The organism is Ruegeria sp. HKCCA5763, from assembly GCF_013034545.1.
Classification (GTDB): domain Bacteria; phylum Pseudomonadota; class Alphaproteobacteria; order Rhodobacterales; family Rhodobacteraceae; genus Ruegeria.
This window is the reverse complement of the sequence record NZ_WQGF01000001.1, coordinates 242264-259311: the sequence shown is the minus strand read 5'-3', so window position 1 is coordinate 259311 and position 17048 is coordinate 242264. Positions and strand designations below refer to the sequence as shown.

The 17048-nt window shown below is 58.9% G+C and carries 17 protein-coding genes; 1 reads left to right on the top strand and 16 read right to left on the bottom strand.

The genetic code is table 11. The features are described 5' to 3' along the window. Positions 1–91 precede the first annotated feature (91 nt). From recN to ftsW, 15 genes are all read right to left on the bottom strand, one after another. Entirely contained in the window at positions 92–1741 is a 1650-nt protein-coding gene (gene recN / locus GOV89_RS01315) for a DNA repair protein RecN (protein ID WP_171237250.1), read from the bottom strand. A 36-nt stretch (positions 1742–1777) separates the two neighbouring features. Then, positions 1778–2641, bottom strand: coding sequence for an outer membrane protein assembly factor BamD (locus GOV89_RS01310; protein WP_171175292.1), 864 nt, complete (start codon positions 2639–2641; stop codon positions 1778–1780). A 126-nt stretch (positions 2642–2767) separates the two neighbouring features. Next, on the bottom strand, positions 2768–3688 hold the full coding sequence (gene lpxC / locus GOV89_RS01305; RefSeq protein WP_171235532.1) for a UDP-3-O-acyl-N-acetylglucosamine deacetylase: 921 nt from the start codon (positions 3686–3688) through the stop codon (positions 2768–2770). A gap of 213 nt (positions 3689–3901) precedes the next feature. Next, positions 3902–5506, bottom strand: coding sequence for a cell division protein FtsZ (gene ftsZ / locus GOV89_RS01300; RefSeq protein ID WP_171175296.1), 1605 nt, complete (start codon positions 5504–5506; stop codon positions 3902–3904). A gap of 347 nt (positions 5507–5853) precedes the next feature. Further along, a complete protein-coding gene (locus tag GOV89_RS01295) occupies positions 5854–6273 on the bottom strand; it encodes a hypothetical protein (RefSeq protein ID WP_171235530.1) in 420 nt (139 codons plus the stop codon). Beyond that, on the bottom strand, positions 6260–7594 hold the full coding sequence (gene ftsA / locus GOV89_RS01290; protein ID WP_171237574.1) for a cell division protein FtsA: 1335 nt from the start codon (positions 7592–7594) through the stop codon (positions 6260–6262). The genes GOV89_RS01295 and ftsA overlap by 14 nt, the downstream gene beginning before the upstream one ends. Before the next feature lie 8 nt (positions 7595–7602). Further along, complete coding sequence (locus tag GOV89_RS01285; RefSeq protein ID WP_171237249.1) at positions 7603–8610, bottom strand: cell division protein FtsQ/DivIB; 1008 nt, start codon at positions 8608–8610, stop codon at positions 7603–7605. Then, the gene (locus GOV89_RS01280) at positions 8598–9515 is read right to left on the bottom strand and encodes a D-alanine--D-alanine ligase (protein WP_171175301.1); all 918 of its coding nucleotides are present in this window, start codon (positions 9513–9515) and stop codon (positions 8598–8600) included. Before GOV89_RS01280 ends, GOV89_RS01285 begins: the two co-directional genes overlap by 13 nt. 109 nt (positions 9516–9624) lie before the next feature. Beyond that, a complete protein-coding gene (murB, locus tag GOV89_RS01275) occupies positions 9625–10551 on the bottom strand; it encodes a UDP-N-acetylmuramate dehydrogenase (RefSeq protein ID WP_171175303.1) in 927 nt (308 codons plus the stop codon). Next, a complete protein-coding gene (locus GOV89_RS01270) occupies positions 10548–10841 on the bottom strand; it encodes a hypothetical protein (RefSeq protein ID WP_171237248.1) in 294 nt (97 codons plus the stop codon). The genes murB and GOV89_RS01270 overlap by 4 nt, the downstream gene beginning before the upstream one ends. A 21-nt stretch (positions 10842–10862) precedes the next feature. Next, positions 10863–11129, bottom strand: a complete 267-nt coding sequence (locus GOV89_RS01265) for a DUF2484 family protein (RefSeq protein WP_171237247.1) — start codon at positions 11127–11129, stop codon at positions 10863–10865. Next, entirely contained in the window at positions 11126–11374 is a 249-nt protein-coding gene (locus GOV89_RS01260) for a DUF2484 family protein (RefSeq protein WP_171175314.1), read from the bottom strand. Before GOV89_RS01260 ends, GOV89_RS01265 begins: the two co-directional genes overlap by 4 nt. Before the next feature lie 75 nt (positions 11375–11449). Continuing rightward, positions 11450–12859, bottom strand: a complete 1410-nt coding sequence (murC, locus tag GOV89_RS01255) for a UDP-N-acetylmuramate--L-alanine ligase (protein ID WP_171237246.1) — start codon at positions 12857–12859, stop codon at positions 11450–11452. Then, a complete protein-coding gene (locus tag GOV89_RS01250; RefSeq protein WP_171237245.1) occupies positions 12856–13953 on the bottom strand; it encodes a UDP-N-acetylglucosamine--N-acetylmuramyl-(pentapeptide) pyrophosphoryl-undecaprenol N-acetylglucosamine transferase in 1098 nt (365 codons plus the stop codon). The genes murC and GOV89_RS01250 overlap by 4 nt, the downstream gene beginning before the upstream one ends. Beyond that, positions 13953–15116, bottom strand: coding sequence for a putative lipid II flippase FtsW (gene ftsW / locus GOV89_RS01245; RefSeq protein ID WP_171175320.1), 1164 nt, complete (start codon positions 15114–15116; stop codon positions 13953–13955). The genes GOV89_RS01250 and ftsW overlap by 1 nt, the downstream gene beginning before the upstream one ends. A 300-nt stretch (positions 15117–15416) precedes the next feature. Here ftsW and GOV89_RS01240 point away from each other — a divergent pair, with 300 nt between their 5' ends. Beyond that, positions 15417–16598 (top strand): NAD(P)/FAD-dependent oxidoreductase, encoded by a 1182-nt coding sequence (locus GOV89_RS01240; RefSeq protein WP_171237244.1) that lies wholly within the window; start codon positions 15417–15419, stop codon positions 16596–16598. On the opposite strand, the gene GOV89_RS01235 is transcribed toward GOV89_RS01240, so the two are convergent. Continuing rightward, positions 16595–16969, bottom strand: coding sequence for a glycine zipper family protein (locus GOV89_RS01235; RefSeq protein WP_171092324.1), 375 nt, complete (start codon positions 16967–16969; stop codon positions 16595–16597). The genes GOV89_RS01240 and GOV89_RS01235 overlap by 4 nt on opposite strands. Positions 16970–17048 lie beyond the last annotated feature (79 nt).

Genomic DNA, 17048 nt, shown 5'->3' with positions numbered 1-17048 from the left:
GGGATCATCTCTTAACCCTTAGTAAGCCACGGAGCGTCCATATAAAAGTGAGATAGCGACAGTGTGAGCACCGTTTCGCGCCATAGGCGTGTTAAGCCTGCAGCAAAGCCCGGGCAGCGGCGCGGGCTTCCTCGGTGATTGTATCGCCTGCCACCATGCGCGCGATCTCATCCACTCGGTCCGGTTCGGCCAAGGGAATAACAGTGGATAGTGTTTGTCCCTCTGTCACCTGTTTCTGCACGCGCCAATGATGCGCGGCACGGGCGGCGACCTGGGGGGAATGGGTGACAACCAGCACCTGCCCGCCCTGCGCCAAGGACGCCAGCCTGCGCCCGACCGCATCGGCTGTGGCGCCGCCAACACCCCTGTCAATCTCGTCAAAGATCATCGTGCGCGCGCTGTCATCGCCAGTTAGACAAACCTTGAGCGCCAGCAAAAAGCGGCTGAGTTCACCGCCCGATGCAATCTTGTTCAAAGGACCGGCCGGAGCGCCGGGATTGGTGGCCACAGTGAACGCCACTGCGTCAGTTCCTTCGGGGCCCGGCTCTGCCAAAGTGAGCTCGGTTTGGAACACGGCGCGTTCCATCTTGAGCGGGGCCAGCTCAGTCATGACGGCAGCATCAAGCCGCCCGGCAGCCGCCTTGCGGGCTGCGCTCAGCTCGGCAGCGGCGGTGTCATAAGCGTCCTGCGCCGCGTTCACGGCTACACGTTTGTCCGCCAGATCGGCGTCACCCGCCTCCAGCCGATTCAACCGGTCGCGCAAAGTGTCGGCAAATGTTCCAAGATCATCCGGCGATACATCATGCTTTCGCGCCTGTGCGCGGATGGCGAACAGGCGTTCTTCAGCCCGCTCCAGTTCCGCCGGGTTGAAATCCAGCGCCTGAAGGCAGGCATTCACACCATCCTGAGCCTCGCCCAGTTCGATCATTGCCCGCCCCAGTGCCGCAATCGGATTCTCCAATTGACCACCCGCGTTGTCGGAAACGCCCTCCAGCCAGCGGATAGCGTCGGACATCGCCCCTTCGGCCCCATCGCTGGACAGCAATTCAAAGGCGCGGGCGACATCATCACGGATACGCTCGGCCCCTTGCATCATCCGTCGACGGGCATCCAGTTCGGCGTCCTCGCCCGGTTGCGGATCAAGCTGGTCCAATTCGGCCACGGCATGGCGGAGGAATTCTTCTTCGCTGCGGACAGCGGCCAGTGCGGCCTCGGTTTCGGCTAGTGCCTTGCGTGTGCGTGACATCTCGGTCCAGGCCGCACGCACTTTGGCCAGTTGAACCGAAACCCCTGCGAAGTCGTCCAGCATCGCCCGATGGCCGCGCGGATTCAGCAACCCACGATCGTCATGCTGGCCGTGCAATTCGATCAGGGTTTCGGACAATGCGCGCAGTACTTCGCCTGAACATCGCCGATCATTGACCCAAGCTGTCTTGCGCCCTTCAGCAGTGTTTACCCGGCGCAAGATCAGGTCTTCGCCGCCCGGCAAACCAGCTTCGGCCAGAATCGCATGAGCGGGATGGTCGGCGGATAGTTCAAACTCGGCGACGACCTCGCCCTGTGCCGCACCCTGCCGCACCAATTCGGCCCGTCCGCGCCAGCCCAACACGAAACCCAACGAGTCCAGAAGGATCGACTTGCCCGCCCCGGTTTCCCCCGTCAATGCATTCAGGCCCGGCTGGAATGTCAGTTCCAACCGGTCAATGATCAGCATGTCGCGGATATCTAGGGCGCGCAGCATCGGGTCTTTAACATCCCACGCCAGAAGCCATGGCGATTACAACCACTCACCCTTGATGGTTTGACGATAGATCGTGCTGAGCCAGTTGTTACCACGGCTCTTGAGATCGAGACCGCGAGACGTCAGCAGCTTATATGCGTCGTCATACCATTCCGAAGACTGGTAGTTGTATCCAAGAATGGCACCAGCCGTCTGCGCTTCGTCCAACAGACCAAGGGACAGGTAGGCTTCGACTAGACGATAGAGTGCTTCGGCAGTGTGAGAGGTGGTCTGGAAGTCTTCAACGACCACACGGAATCGGTTGATTGCCGCGATGTAATGATCCTGACGCAGGTAATAGCGTCCGATCTCCATTTCTTTGCCTGCCAGATGGTCGAAGGCAAGGTCAAACTTCAGAACGGCCGATGTGGCGTATTCGCTGTCAGGATAAACCTCGATCACAGTGCGCAAGGATTGCAGCGCCTGGAACGTCAAACCCTGATCGCGGCCAACCTCATCGATTTGGTCATAATAGCTGAGCGCCAGCAGGTATTGCGCGTAGGCTGCATCTTCATCCGTGGGGTAGAAGTCGATATATCGCTGCGCAGCGGCCCGGCTTTCTTCATAGTTCTTATCCGTATGGAAGGAAAACGCCTGCATTATCAGCGCGCGTTTGGCCCAATCGGAATAAGGATACAGGCGTTCAACTTCCGAAAAATACCATGCCGCATCGTCCGAGCGATTCTGCGACAGTTCGTATTCACCACGGGTGTAGATCTGTTCCGGCGTGAACCCTTCAAGGTTCTGGCTCCGGTCAGCGCCCCTGTTGCCGAAAAGGCCGCCCCCGTTGCCACACGCCGCCAAAACTGCTGTCAGAAGAATCGCGCCTGCGAATCTGACTGCCGCTTTGCTGCCAACCATACCGCCCATCCTTGTCGTCTTACTTAATGGGGATCGCCCCGAATTGAGCCATGGTCTAGCACAGAAAATTCCGGTGCAAAACGCCTTATACAACATCTGGCGCAAATGTCGTCAGAGTTGATCAGTCTAGGCGACTTCGGGAATTTCGTTTACGATCAACCCTTGCCCTGGCAAACGCGCGGCCTGCTGCGGTGTACACAGCACCGGACGCACCGCACCCGGCGTTTCGAACAGGTTGCGCAACAAGGTGTTGGTCAAGGAATGGCCTGACTTGTTACCGGTGAAGTGGCCCAGAATCGGACCACCTGCCAGATAGAGATCGCCCAGAGCATCCAGCATCTTGTGACGCACAGCTTCGTCGGCGCGGCGGAAGCCACCCGGCGTCAGAACCTCGTTCCCCTGAACGACAACAGCGTTGTCCAGCGTACCGCCCAAGGCCAGCCCGTTGGCACGCATGGCTTCAACATCGGTTCGACGGCAGAATGTACGGCAATCGCTGAGTTCGCGTGCAAAAGAACCGTTGCGCATATCCAGCGTTTTGGTCTGGCTGCCGATAGCGGTGTCTTCAAAATCGATGTGGAAATCGATGATCAAACCGTCGGCGGGAACGATACTGGCATCCGCGCCTTCGCGCGACGCGGTCACGGGCTTTAGAACTTCATAGGCCAGAACCGGGCTGGCCTGACGGCGCACGCCTTTTGCCATGATGCCGCGCACGAAGTCGATCGAAGACCCGTCCATAATCGGCACTTCGGGACCGTCAATCTCGATCAACGCGTTATGAACACCACATCCGGCCAATGCGGCCATGATATGTTCGATAGTCGAGACTGATACGCCTGAGTCATTCACAAGGCGAGTGCAAAGCGGGGAACGCTCGACTGCATGGTAGATTGCAGGGATCATTGCATCGCCCAGATGAATATCCGTCCGCTTGAACCAAATTCCATGCCCCGCCGCAGCAGGTTTGAGAACCATGGTTGCAGGTTGGCCGCCATGCAGTCCAACGCCTTTGAACGTGACCGGAGATTTGAGCGTATGTTGCAAAATGGGCCTCAGTGAGCAGTGTCCAGCCTGCGAGGGCTGTGTTGGACACTCAGTTAAGGAAGCCTGCGTGAAGGCTCAACTCACTCTTTGCAACCGAATGAAACATGTATGTAACAGATCGGCAAAACCCTGCTTACATATTCGTAAACCACTATTTTTAAACGATAAAGGGCCGCTAAGAAGCGGCCCTGTGAGTGGATTTTGTTACCGCGATCAGTTGGCTTGACGGCGCAGGAAGGCAGGAATTTCAATGCGATCCTGTTCCGGGTCGGCCTCATCCTGGGCCGGTGCGGTGGCTTCGGACTGACGCATAACGGGCTGCTGACGCGCTGCTTGCGCCGGTGTATCCGAGGCATGGCCAGTCATTCGGTCGATCAGGCGATTGAAGCCAAAACGCGAGCGTTCTTCAGTTTCAGGCTGCGAAACAGCCTCGGGCTGACGCGGTGCAGCCGGACGCTGCGGTGCGGATGGAACCTTTTGTACAGCCGCCTGTAGACGCTGCAGCGCCTCGGGCGACGGAGTACCAGCGGCATGGCCACGCGGGGCGACAAAGCTTTCGGGTGCGGGTTCGACATGTTCGGGCTGCGGCTCGAACTCAGCGACGCGCGGCTGGTAGGCTGGCGGCGGCAAGTCGTCCTCCTCACGTTCGTCACGCGGTTGGAACTGAGGTTGCGCAGGCTCTTCTGCGGCCTCGAACAGCGAAGGTTCGCGGGTTTCTTCCATCTGAGGTGCGGCGTCCGCTACTTCGGCTGCAACAGGCGCTTCTTCCTGAACGTGCTCTTCCGCCGAAACGGTGCGGGTCAGCGGCTCGGACATAGAGCGGCGCGCAACCGGGACATCTGCGGACTTTTCGCTGGCGTCGATGCCGGTGGCAACAACCGATACGCGCATTCCACCTTCCATCGCAGTGTCCAAAGTCGACCCGACGATGATGTTCGCTTCGGGGTCCACCTCTTCGCGAATGCGGTTGGCCGCTTCGTCCAGTTCGAAGAGGGTCAGGTCGTGGCTGCCGGTAATGTTGATCAGCACGCCCTTTGCACCTTTGAGGCTGATTTCGTCCAGCAGCGGGTTTGCAATGGCTTTTTCTGCCGCTTGAACCGCACGATCTTCGCCGGTTGCCTCGCCGGTTCCCATCATCGCCTTGCCCATTTCGTCCATCACGGCGCGAACATCGGCAAAATCGAGGTTGATTAGGCCGGGACGAACCATCAGGTCCGTCACGCCCTTAACACCTTGATACAGTACGTCGTCTGCCATCGAGAAAGCCTCGGTAAAGGTGGTTTTCTCATTGGCCAGGCGAAACAGGTTCTGGTTGGGGATAATGATCAGCGTGTCGACAACCTGCTGCAGCGCTTCAACACCGTCTTCGGCCTGACGCATCCGCTTCGCCCCTTCGAACTGGAAGGGTTTGGTGACAACACCCACCGTCAGCACGCCCAGCTCTCGGGCGGCTTGTGCGATGATCGGTGCGGCGCCGGTGCCAGTGCCCCCGCCCATGCCGGCGGTGATAAAGCACATATGCGCGCCCGCCAGATGATCGACGATTTGTTCGATGCTTTCTTCGGCGGCTGCGGCCCCTACAGTCGGTCGAGCCCCTGCCCCCAGACCTTCGGTGACCTTTACGCCCAATTGTACGCGTGCCGACGATTGGCTTTGCTGCAGCGCTTGCGCGTCGGTGTTGGCGACCACAAAGTCGACACCGTCCAGCTGTTTCTCAATCATGTTATTTACGGCGTTCCCGCCTGCGCCGCCAACGCCAAATACTGTAATCCGAGGCTTCAGTTCGTCGTGCCCGGGCATCGAAAGATTCAATGTCATGCTCTGTCCGCCTGTATTTATGTCCCGCCAAAGCGGTGTTTTTCTTACCTATCCTTTGTCGATTCTAGCCGGATGATGCGAAAAGGTCACGTCAAAAATCGCGTTTTGCCACAAAATATGGAGGAAATAAGGCATCAACCGGCGGCATTTCGCAGGCTGTGCCAGATATAGCGGAAACGTTGGCGACCATCACAAGACACCCAGCAGGCCGCGAAGGTTTATTCCCCCTTCACGCTCTGACTAGCCATCAATTACACTGCGGAAAACTGCTCAGGTCCTGCCGCGAGACCTCTGACGGGCCCTGTGGATATCTTGAGGGATAAATCAGCGCACCGCAACCGGATTTTTCAACTGGTCGGGGCATTTGGACAGTTCAGGCTGCTTTCCGTGATGCTGCCCACCTCTTGGATTTCTCCGTCAGCGAACGAGGCGAGCCTGACCATCAGGCGACCTTCGTGCAAAAAGGGCCACCAACACACAGGAATCCCATCCGGGTCGTTGTCATAGAGAAAACAGATTTGACCGTGTGGCGTGGTAATCTGTCCATAGACACAGCCCTGCCCTTCTTCACGCCAGACCGAGACGCGGCGGTTCAGAAATTGCTCGGTCCCGACAAGATCGCCGCTGCGAATCTCGTAGAATGTAAGCGTTTTGCCGACTGCAGCGTCCAGAAACGCGTCCGGTGTGATGATGCTTTGGGCCATGACCCCACCGGGCAGCAGGGCAGCGCACAGCGCGGCCCTTCGCAAGTGCTTACCAGTTGTCACGGAACCACCGCACTGCGCGTTTGAACGGGCGCGCGGCATAGGTGTCGACTGGGATCTCGAAATCCCACCATTCATCCTGAGGATGGGCCGCAAACAGGCTGAGACCCACGGCAGAAGAGAAAGCAGGGCCTGTCGCTGATTGCGGCAAGCCATGCACACGCAACGGCCGTCCCAGGCGCACGCGCTGCCCAAGAATGCGGGTGGCAAGCCCGTCCAGCCCCATGATCTGGCTACCGCCCCCGGTCAGAACAATCTGTTGGCTTGGCATATGATCGAACCCGGCGGCGTCTAGTCGAACGCGGACCTCTTCCAGAATCTCTTCGACGCGCGGGCGCATGATACCGATCAGTTCGGCCCGGCTGACAGTGCGACGGTCATGTTCCCAGTCGCCCGTATCGCCACCGATATCAATCATATCACGGTCATCGGCCCCGGTTGCATGCACGCCCCCATTAAAGGTCTTGATCCGTTCAGCCACGGCTGCTGGAACGCCCAGACCCATCGAGATATCGCTGGTTACATGATCTCCACCCATACCGACGCAATCCGCGTAGATCATGTGCTTCTTCATGAAGATCGACACGCTGGTTGTACCACCGCCCATGTCGATACAAGCCGCGCCCAGTTCCTGCTCATCCTCAACCAATGCCGAGATGCCCGAGACATAGGCTGAGTTGGCAATACCCGCCAGCTCCAAATCACAGCGCTTGATACAACGCACAATGTTCTGGATCGCTATCGCGTCGACGGTCAGCATGTGCATATCGACCGCAAGGCTCTGGCCCAGTTGCCCACGCGGATCAATCAGGCCTGAACGGTTGTCCAGCGCAAAGTTCACCGGTTGCGCGTGCAGCACCTCGCGCCCCTCGCCGTAATCGGGCACGTCACAGGCATTCAAAACGCGGCCGACCTCGGCTTCGGTCACAAGCTGACCGTCAAGGTCTACCTGCGCGTCCAACCCGTAAGACCGTGGGTTGGCCCCCGAGAAACACGCAATGACGTGATCGACACGAATATCCGCCATCTTCTGCGCTGCCTGCAGTGCGGTACGGATGGCGCGTTCAGTTTCCTGCATGGCGGTGACTTCACCGAATTGCACACCGCGAGAGCGCGTGGTCGCCGCGCCAATGACGCGGAACCCGGTTTGACCGGCCATCGAGCCGATAGTGTTGTCTTCACTCAGCCGACCCGTGCCATCAAAACGTAAAACAAGGCAAGCAATCTTGGAGCTGCCTACATCCAGAATTGCGATGACACCGCGTTGCAATGCCTGCCGCCGCATCTGACGCATGGCGCGTTGGGACTGATAAAGATCGGTCATCATGGTCGTTACTGCCCGTTACTCACGTTCACTTTTGTATTCCACCAGTCTTCGCTGGCGGCTTTGCTCATTCGTATGGTCGGACGCTGGCCAAGGCGCATATCGACCACGGCCACGTCGCGCTCCAGAAGGTCCTGCACTTCGTTGACAGCCAGCACGCGTTCCAGCGCACGCACCGGCCGGTCGGTCGGCAGCATGATGCGCTGGCCGCGGTCCAGAACCAGATCCCAGCGCCGCTCGCCCACGCGCACAAGCCCGCGCACGCGATTGCCCAGACTGCGCGAGGTTTGGAAAAGCTCAAGCGCTTCCGCCACATGGACATCAGCGCCCTTGCCCGCGATCAGCGGAAGACCGATATGGTCCTTGCGCGATGGCGTTTCCTTGACATGAGCGCCGGTCTCATCAAGCAGCTCCAGCCCATCACGGGTGCGCCAAACGATCACGGGTTGTCGTTCGACCACATCCACCTGCAAAATGCCGCCCGGTCGGATACGCACGGTTGCGGATTTCACCGGGTCCAATCCGGTAATCGTGTCGCGCATGTGTTCGACATCCAGATCCCAGGAACTGATCGGGAAATCCAAAGGTACGACCTCGCGAATATCCTCGGACAAACTGGTGCCCGCTCCATCAATGGCCATCAGGTTGACCATGAACTCGGGGCGTTCCTGAATAGAAGTTCGAATGTCAGCGACAAAGGCAGTGACAGCCTCGCGCCGATCTTCCGAGGCGAAGTAAAGCCCAACAGCTGCTGCCGCGGCGCAGATTGGCAGACCTACCTTGACGCCCATGCGAATGCCCGGCGTAAGCATCCAGCGCTGAAGTCGGTAGCTCAGGCGCGACGGTGCAGGATCGCTGCGGCGCGCGGTGCGGCAAAACACCCGCGCCCCACGCAGCCGCAAAAGCGGCTCTGCTTCATGTGTTTCGGTGTCAGCCGATGCGAAATCAGCATCAGGCCCCGCAAGGGGTTTACTGCGATGGATTTCCAGCGAACGGCTGGCGGTCAACGGTCGCATGAGGCGTCCTCCACCATCCAGGCACAAAGCTGGCCGAATGTCATGCCTAGATGGGCGGCCTGTTCGGGGGCCAGCGAGGTTGGCGTCATGCCAGGCTGGGTGTTGGTTTCCAACAGAAACAGCCCGTCCGGTCCCTTGCTATCATCCCAGCGAAAATCCGTACGGCTGACGCCCTTGCAACCCAAAACATCATGCGCGCGCAGAGCGTGATCCATGCAGCGGTCAAAGATGTCCTGCGGGATGTCAGCAGGTAGCACGTGCCACGATCCGCCCGGCTTGTACTTGGCGTCATAGTCGTACCAGCCATCGTCGGTCATGATCTCGGTCACGGTCAGGGCGCGGTCGCCCATCACCGTTACCGTCAACTCGCGCCCTGGCACATATTTCTCGATCATCACATGGTCGGGCATCGCCTCGTCCAGCTGCGGCGGACCATTTGCGTCTTCATGGACGATATAGATACCAACACTGGAGCCTTCGTTGTTGGGCTTGGCAACGTAAGGCGGCTCCATCACGTGAACCTCAATCACCTCGACCTTGGGTGCGATCACGCTGGGCACAACAGGCAGGCCTTCGGACTGGTAAATCTCTTTGCTGCGTTGTTTGTCCATCGCAAGGGCCGAGGCCAGAACGCCGGAATGCGTGTACGGAATCCGCATCCATTCCAGCAGGCCCTGCACACAGCCATCTTCACCCCAGCGGCCATGCAGGGCGTTGAAAACCACATCCGGCTTAATATCCAAAAGGCGCGCATAAAGGTCGGGACCTGCGTCCAGTTCGACCACTTCAAAGCCTTCTCCCACAAGGGCGGCTGCGCATTCGCGCCCAGAGCTGAGAGACACCTCGCGTTCCGCCGAGGGTCCACCCATCAGTACCGCCACTTTGGGGTTTGTCCTGCTCGACATTCCCAACGTGCGCCTCAATGTCCCCGGACCTTATGTGGTGGTCCGTACTGCGTTTATGCCTTTGATCCGTCGCCTGAATTAGCCTGTTATTGGTCTGACGGTTGGGGCTTTATTCTTTCAGCGGATCACCGACCCGCATGATTTCCCACTCTAGCGTGATGCCGCTTGTTTCGTAAACCTTTTTTCGCACCTCTTCGCCCAACCCTTCAAGGTCAGCAGCGGTGGCCGCACCGGTATTGATCAGGAAATTCGAGTGCTTGGGGCTCATCTGTGCACCCCCCAGCGTCGCGCCACGCATTCCGGCGTCATCGATCACTTTCCACGCCTTGAGGTCATGCACATCATCCGCTTGCCCTGTCGAAGAAAACCCTGCCGGGTTGCGGAAAGTCGACCCGGCGCTGCGATCTTTGGTCGGCTGAGTTTCATCGCGCTTCTTAAGCTGCGCTTCCATGCGGGCGTGAAGCTCTGCGGGGTCGCCAGAAGGCCCTTGGAACGTCGCCGAAACCAGAACTGCGCCTTCGGGCAAATCGGACTGACGATAGCGAAAGTTCAAGTCTTCGGGTGTCAGGTGCTGCACCTGGCCTTGCCGCGTGACGATTGTGGCTTTGCGCAAAACATCCGCCGTATAACTGCCATAGCACCCTGCGTTCATCCGCACAGCCCCGCCGATTGAACCAGGAATGGTTCGCAAAAACGTCAGGTCAACCCCAGCATCCGCCGCCTTTCGTGCTACATGAGCATCCAGCGCTGCAGCCCCGGCGATCACAGTGGTGCCGGCGACTTCGATACCGTTGAACCCCCGCCCCAAACGGATCACCACCGCGCGCAAGCCACCATCCCGCACGATCAAGTTCGAACCGACTCCCATTGGGAAGACTGGCACATCTGACGGAAGATCGCGCAAAAACGCTTGCAGGTCTTCGAGGTCGGCGGGTTGAAACAGGTGGTCCGCCGGACCGCCGACACGCAGCCAGGTCAGGTCGTTCAGCGGGCGTGCCGGGGTCAGACGGCCCCGAACTTCGGGCAGACCACTCATGCGTTCGACTTTGCCGCCAGCCCACGCCCGCCGACACCCCCTACGATAACAGCAAGAAGGAAGGGCAGAACCGAGCCGGTCAGCCAGATGAACGGGCCGAATGCCTGTTCTTCTTCACCTGTTCCGACGCCTGCCAACATCACGATCAGGACCAACGCAACAGCTGAAGTCAGACCGATGAGCCAGAGCAACCCTTTCATCCCAATCCAGAGCCCGGCAACGAATCCGGCAACCGCGCCCAGGACCAGCGAGATAAGCGGTAAGTAGGCAAAAGTGGCGATGTCGACCATGGGGCCTCCTGAAAATGGCCGTTACTTGTTGGCCGCCTTCATGCCCTGCATTTTCGCCTTTGTCCAACGGGTGAGGTAAATCACCGGCCAGCGCAGCATCGACATGCCTGCAACAAGAAAAAGCAACCCGATCCAGGGGCCGTTTTCATATGTGACAAAACCCAAAATGGGGATGCCCACTGCGATTAGATAATAGGCGCGGGTCCAATGGTTGTCCTTGCTGGGCAGCATTGCCAGAATATTGGCGGTAAGCCCCCAGAGGGCCGCGAGGGCAAGAGAAAGACTCATTCCATCACCTCACCACGCACCCATTTGCGCCAGTAATACCGGATCGGATTACGAAACATTGAAGCGAACCCACCCAACGCCAAAACCGACCAAACCCAACCATGAACATAGCCCAACCATATGATCAAACCCGGCGCACAGATCAGCAAAAGGATCCCCGGCGGAAATTGCAGGCGCATCGGCAGCATCGCCACAACGGTGGCGCAGATCACCCATAAGGCAGCCATGATCACGGAATAATCCATTTCCCCCTCCGAGGGCAGGCGATAGAAACAACTACGTCAACACACCTTATGGTTGCGCATTAACACGCTGAGATGTCAAACAGCTTGTTTCCTCTGCAACCGCTCTGGAAGCCCGTTAGCCCAGGCACTGATTGTCCCTGCCCCAAGGCAGACGACCATGTCGCCGGGGCGGGCCTGCTCGCGCACCAGACGTTCCAAATCGTTTTCGTCAAAAAGCGCGCGGGCATGGCGGTGGCCGTGGCGGATCAGCCCCTGCACCAGATCATCGCGGCTGGCCCCTTCAATCGGATCTTCACCGGCGGCAAAAACCTCGGCGATGGCCACGACATCCGCATCGTTGAAGCAGGTGCAGAAGTCGTCGAACAGGTTGGACAGACGTGAGTAGCGGTGAGGTTGGTGTACAGCGATGACGCGGCCTTCAGTCGCTTGGCGCGCAGCCTTGAGGACAGCAGCGATTTCGACCGGGTGATGGCCGTAATCGTCGATTATGGTGACACCGTCGACTTCTCCGACCTTGGTGAAGCGGCGGTTGACGCCGCCAAAATTGGCAAGCGCGTCGCGAATCTCAGTCGCTTTCATACCCAGATGGCGGGCAACAGCCACAGCGGACAATGCGTTCGAGACGTTATGGTCGCCAGGCATCGGCAGGGTGCAACCTTCGATCACTTTGTCTTCGTATTGCAGGTGAATGTCGAAATGCGCAACGCCGCTTTTGTAGGTCAGATTCTCGGCCCGCACGTCTGCCTGAGCATTGAAGCCATAGGTGCGCACACGGCGATCCGTGATGCGCCCGACCAAAGCCTGCACCTCGGCATGATCCGTGCAGCAAACGGCCAGACCATAGAAAGGCAGGTTCGAGACGAATTCGTGAAAGCCATCACGCAATTTGTCGAAATCCCCCCAATGCTCCATATGCTCGGGGTCGATATTGGTAACGATGGCGATGGTCGCGGGCAGACGATTGAACGAGCCATCGGATTCATCCGCCTCAACCACCATCCATTCGCCCTGCCCCATGCGCGCATTCGAACCATAGGCGTGGATGATGCCGCCATTGATCACGGTCGGGTCGAAGTCACCCGCCACCATTAGCTCAGCCATCATCGTGGTCGTGGTGGTCTTGCCATGTGTGCCCGCAATTGCGATGTTCGAGCGCAAGCGCATCAACTCGGCCAGCATGTCAGCACGCCGGACAACGGGCAGCCCTTGTGCGCGTGCCTCATCCAATTCCGGATTGCCGGGTTTGATTGCAGTCGAAACAACCACAACCGCAGCGTTTTCAAGGTTTTCAGCCCGCTGCCCGACGAAGATTTCAGCCCCCAAACCCGCCAGCCGATCAGTGATCTTCGATGCCTTCAGGTCCGAGCCCTGCACCCGATACCCCAGATTCAAAAGCACCTCGGCGATCCCGGACATCCCGATCCCTCCGATCCCGACAAAGTGGATCGGTCCTACGTCTTGCGGCAGTTTGGTTGCAGGATTCATGCGGTCTCCTTCTGCGCCAGTTGTTCGACAAGTTGCACCAGACGCTCGGTCGCGTCGGGGGCACCGGTCGAAAGGGCGGCATGGGCCATTTTCTGTGCGGCTTCGGGGTTGGTCAGAACCGTGGTGATTTGCTGCGTCAAGGCGCGAACGTCAAGCGCATTTTCAGGGATCATGATCGCACCGCCCGCCTGCACCAAGCCACGCGCATTGGCGGTTTGGTGGTCTCCGGCAGCGGCGGCAAACGGGACCAGGATCGAGGGTCGCCCAATAACCGAGATATCGGCCACGCTGGATGCACCCGAACGCGAAATGACCAATTGGGCGTCCGACATGCGACGGGGCACGTCTGCAAAAAAGGTCTGAACTTCGGCGCGGATGCCATAATCATTGTAGAACGCCGTCACACGCGCGCTGTCCTCATCCCGGGCCTGATGTGAAACGCGGATGTGGTTACGGATGTTTTCAGGCAAGGCGGCAAGGGCCTCGGGCACCACATCGCTCAGGATACGCGCGCCTTGTGAGCCGCCCATGACCAAAATCGACATCGGATAATCGCCGGGTGGAATGTATCCCGCGGCGGCGCGGTCCAGAACGGCGGCGCGTACCGGATTGCCGGTGTGGACGCCCTGTGCGCCCTGGGGCAGATCGGTTGGCCAGACACCGCATGCAACCTGTGCAACGCGAGTGGCGAACAGCTTGTTCACACGGCCCAACACACCGTTCTGTTCATGGATCATGCGCGGGATTTTCAGCAGCGTTGCCGCGCCCAGCGCCGGGATCGACGGATAGCCACCAAACCCGACAACCACGTCGGGCTTATTGCGCATCATCTGAAACGCCATGCTGGTCACGCCGCCCACGATCTTGGGGCCGACCAGCGCCTTGGCTGCTAAACCGCCGCGCGCAAAGGTGGCCGAGGACACCTCGGTAATCTCGGTCGCATCCGGGAAGGCGCCGGTATAGCGCGCACCGCGTGCATCGGTGGACAGGCGCACGCGCCAGCCCTTGTGCAGCAATGCCTCGGCCAGGGCCTGAGCGGGGAACATGTGGCCCCCGGTTCCGCCAGCCGCAATCAACAAGTAAGGGTTCCCCATTATCCTCGTCCGCGCAGAATATCGCCAAGCTCGCCCTGCGGACGGGTTCGGGTGAAAGCCAACAACATCCCGATGGCAATACCGCCCGCAATCAGCGACGAACCGCCATAGCTGACAAAAGGCAACGTCATGCCCTTGGCGGGCAACAGGCGCACGGCGACGCCCATGTTGATCATCGCCTGAACGCCAAACATACAGGCCAATCCGGTGCCTGCCAGGCGAATGAACATGTCCCGTTCACGCATTAGCCGCAGCAGCGACCGCACGACAATCAGCGCATAGAGCGCGATGATAATCAGCACCAGGATCAAGCCGTATTCCTCAGCCGCGACAGCAATGATGAAATCGGTATGGGCATCGGGAAGCGACCATTTCACCTGCCCTTCCCCGACACCAACGCCGAACAACCCGCCTTCGCGAATGGCGTTGGTGGCATAGCCCAGCTGGGTGGTCGGATCGACCTCTTGGTTCAGAAAGCCATCGATGCGGCGGGCAAAGTGTTCGGAATTTGAATAGGCAAACATACCTGCCAACACCACCGCGCCAGCCATTCCGACCAGTAAAAGCATCGGGGCACCGGCCACGAAATACATCACGCCCCAGCCGAACAGGATCAGGCAGGCCTGACCGAAATCGGGCTGCATCACCAACATCCCTACGATCGACATGCACAGCGCAAAGGACCAGATACGCCCCGGAGGGCCATTGATCTCTTGCGAGGCCGCCAGCAACCATGCGGCCACGACAATGAAACCGGGCTTCAAGAATTCGGACGGTTGCAGAGAGGCAAAGCCCAACGAATACCAGCGGACAGCACCTTTGCCAAAATCGGTTCCGAAGACCGGCAGAAAAACCAGCGCCACAAATGACACCAAAAACCCAAGAACGGCCAGACGCCGCACCAAGGTCGGTGACATCATCGATGTCAGCAGCATCGCAATCAGCGCCAATCCGCCGAAGATGGCCTGACGTTCGACATAATGGAAAGGATCGAACCCGTTGCGTCCGGCCAGCGGCGGCGATGAGGCCAAGCCCAGCAGCAACCCAATGGTAAAAAGGATCAGAACGCAGGACATCGTCCAGCGATCAATTGTACGCCACCACTTCGGTAGAATCGGTTCTCCGCGCTGGTCCTGGACCGCGCCATACACCATCTCAGTCATGAGATACCGCCACTCTCTGCCTCGTTCACGTCCCGTTTTCGGGATCTGTTTGAGAGTCTACAGGGATTTTGGCGTTTGGGCTAGTAGGATGAAGAGCAGCTTTGAAAATCTGTGCAGCAAATAATGGTTCCGTGGTCCTGGGCTGCGCCCAATCGTGAAATAGAGAACCAGAAGGAACACGATTTGATGAGCTGTTGGCACGCACAGGCAAGAGTGGAAAGACGATGGAGCTTAAGAATAATTTAGCGATTGATTGTTCCGCCACTTGCTATCCTATCCAAACAACGCCATCCCCCGCCCATGACCTTCGATACGATCATCCTTGGGGCCGGTGCGGCCGGTATGATGTGCGCAGCCCATTGCGGCGGGCGCGTATTGGTGATCGATCACGCCAAGGCAGCGGGCGAAAAGATCCGCATTTCGGGCGGCGGGCGCTGCAACTTCACCAACATGTATGCAGGACCGGGTAACTTTCTGTCGCAGAACCCGCATTTCTGCAAATCCGCACTGGCGCGCTATACCCAGTGGGATTTCATCGATTTGGTCGGTCGGCACGGCATCGCGTGGCACGAGAAAACACTGGGGCAGCTGTTTTGTGATGGGTCATCGAAGCAGATCATACAGGTGCTGCTGGACGAGATACGCGATGCAGGAGCAGAGCTGTGGGTGCAAACGTCTCTGCGCGATCTGAGCAAGACCGAAAGCGGGTTTGCACTGGAGGTCGAACGCGACGGGCAGCGTCAGCACCTGACCTGCGCCAATCTGGTGCTGGCCACCGGCGGCAAGTCGATCCCGAAAATGGGCGCGACCGGGTTGGCCTATGACATCGCCGGGCAATTCGGCTTGCGCGTGACCGACACGCGCGCCGCGCTGGTACCGTTCACCTTCTCGGATGGTCGATTCAAAGACTTGTCCGGTGTTTCCCTGCCCGCTCGGCTGTCGAACGACCGCACCAGCTTTGACGAGGCGCTGCTGTTCACGCATCGCGGGCTTAGCGGGCCGTCGGTGTTGCAGTTGTCATCCTACTGGTCCGAGGGTGAGGCGATCCGGGTAAACCTTATCCCCGATTTGCCGCTGTTCGATCTGTTGCGGACACAGCGTCAGAGCGGTGGGCGAAAGGCTTTGACAACCGAACTGGCGCGCCATCTGCCGGCCCGGTTGGTAGACTATCTGAGCAAGGTTATTCAGATGTCCGGGAACCTTGCGGATCAGTCAGATGCGAAACTTTCTGAGCTGACCACAGCCTTATCCGAGTGGTTGCTGGTGCCATCGGGAACCGAAGGGTATCGCACGGCCGAAGTCACGCTGGGCGGGATCGATACCGAAGATTTGTCTTCTAAAACCATGGAGGCCAAGGATGTCCCTGGCCTCTACGCGATTGGCGAAGCGGTGGATGTCACCGGCTGGTTGGGTGGCTACAATTTCCAGTGGGCATGGTCGTCAGGCCATGCCGCTGGTGTTGCCATTGCCGCCAAGGATTAACCGACGACGTTATACCCGCGCCCGCGCATACAGTTTCGCACGATCACTTCCTGATTCTGAGTGTTGTTGATCGCGCTTGCACCAGCACCGATCAGCGCACCGGCTGCTGCTGCCCGACCCAGATCACTGGCGCTGTTGTCAATGATTGCAGTGGTTGCCGCAGCACCGGCCGCGCCGATGGCAGCGGCGCCTGCAGTGTTGCTGTCGAGCGTCGGCTGAGATCGCGCCAGCGCCTGACAATTGGCCAGATCGGACTGATAATTAGGCCCTACCGCCCCGTCGATGATCGGGACATAGTTCGCCCCGCTATTGGCGCAGGCTCCGGCCAGCGCAACGACAGGAAGAGCGAAGAAAATTTTGCGTGCAGACATATCCGCTACCTCTTTGTGAACTGAAGGTGACGCAACCTTACTTCCCACAAAGTGTCAATCTGATTGGGAAAAGTCCAGA

Coding starts and splice junctions, on each gene's coding strand:
- GOV89_RS01280 (WP_171175301.1), bottom strand. CDS start 9,515: ATGTCGAGCAGGACAAACCCCAAAGTGGCGGTACTGATGGGTGGACCC.
- GOV89_RS01265 (WP_171237247.1), bottom strand. CDS start 11,129: ATGAGTCTTTCTCTTGCCCTCGCGGCCCTCTGGGGGCTTACCGCCAAT.
- murC (WP_171237246.1), bottom strand. CDS start 12,859: ATGAATCCTGCAACCAAACTGCCGCAAGACGTAGGACCGATCCACTTT.
- ftsW (WP_171175320.1), bottom strand. CDS start 15,116: ATGACTGAGATGGTGTATGGCGCGGTCCAGGACCAGCGCGGAGAACCG.
- GOV89_RS01270 (WP_171237248.1), bottom strand. CDS start 10,841: ATGGTCGACATCGCCACTTTTGCCTACTTACCGCTTATCTCGCTGGTC.
- murB (WP_171175303.1), bottom strand. CDS start 10,551: ATGAGTGGTCTGCCCGAAGTTCGGGGCCGTCTGACCCCGGCACGCCCG.
- GOV89_RS01240 (WP_171237244.1), top strand. CDS start 15,417: ATGACCTTCGATACGATCATCCTTGGGGCCGGTGCGGCCGGTATGATG.
- GOV89_RS01260 (WP_171175314.1), bottom strand. CDS start 11,374: ATGGATTATTCCGTGATCATGGCTGCCTTATGGGTGATCTGCGCCACC.
- ftsA (WP_171237574.1), bottom strand. CDS start 7,594: ATGACCGATCTTTATCAGTCCCAACGCGCCATGCGTCAGATGCGGCGG.
- recN (WP_171237250.1), bottom strand. CDS start 1,741: ATGCTGCGCGCCCTAGATATCCGCGACATGCTGATCATTGACCGGTTG.
- GOV89_RS01250 (WP_171237245.1), bottom strand. CDS start 13,953: ATGGGGAACCCTTACTTGTTGATTGCGGCTGGCGGAACCGGGGGCCAC.
- GOV89_RS01310 (WP_171175292.1), bottom strand. CDS start 2,641: ATGGTTGGCAGCAAAGCGGCAGTCAGATTCGCAGGCGCGATTCTTCTG.
- ftsZ (WP_171175296.1), bottom strand. CDS start 5,506: ATGACATTGAATCTTTCGATGCCCGGGCACGACGAACTGAAGCCTCGG.
- GOV89_RS01285 (WP_171237249.1), bottom strand. CDS start 8,610: ATGCGACCGTTGACCGCCAGCCGTTCGCTGGAAATCCATCGCAGTAAA.
- GOV89_RS01235 (WP_171092324.1), bottom strand. CDS start 16,969: ATGTCTGCACGCAAAATTTTCTTCGCTCTTCCTGTCGTTGCGCTGGCC.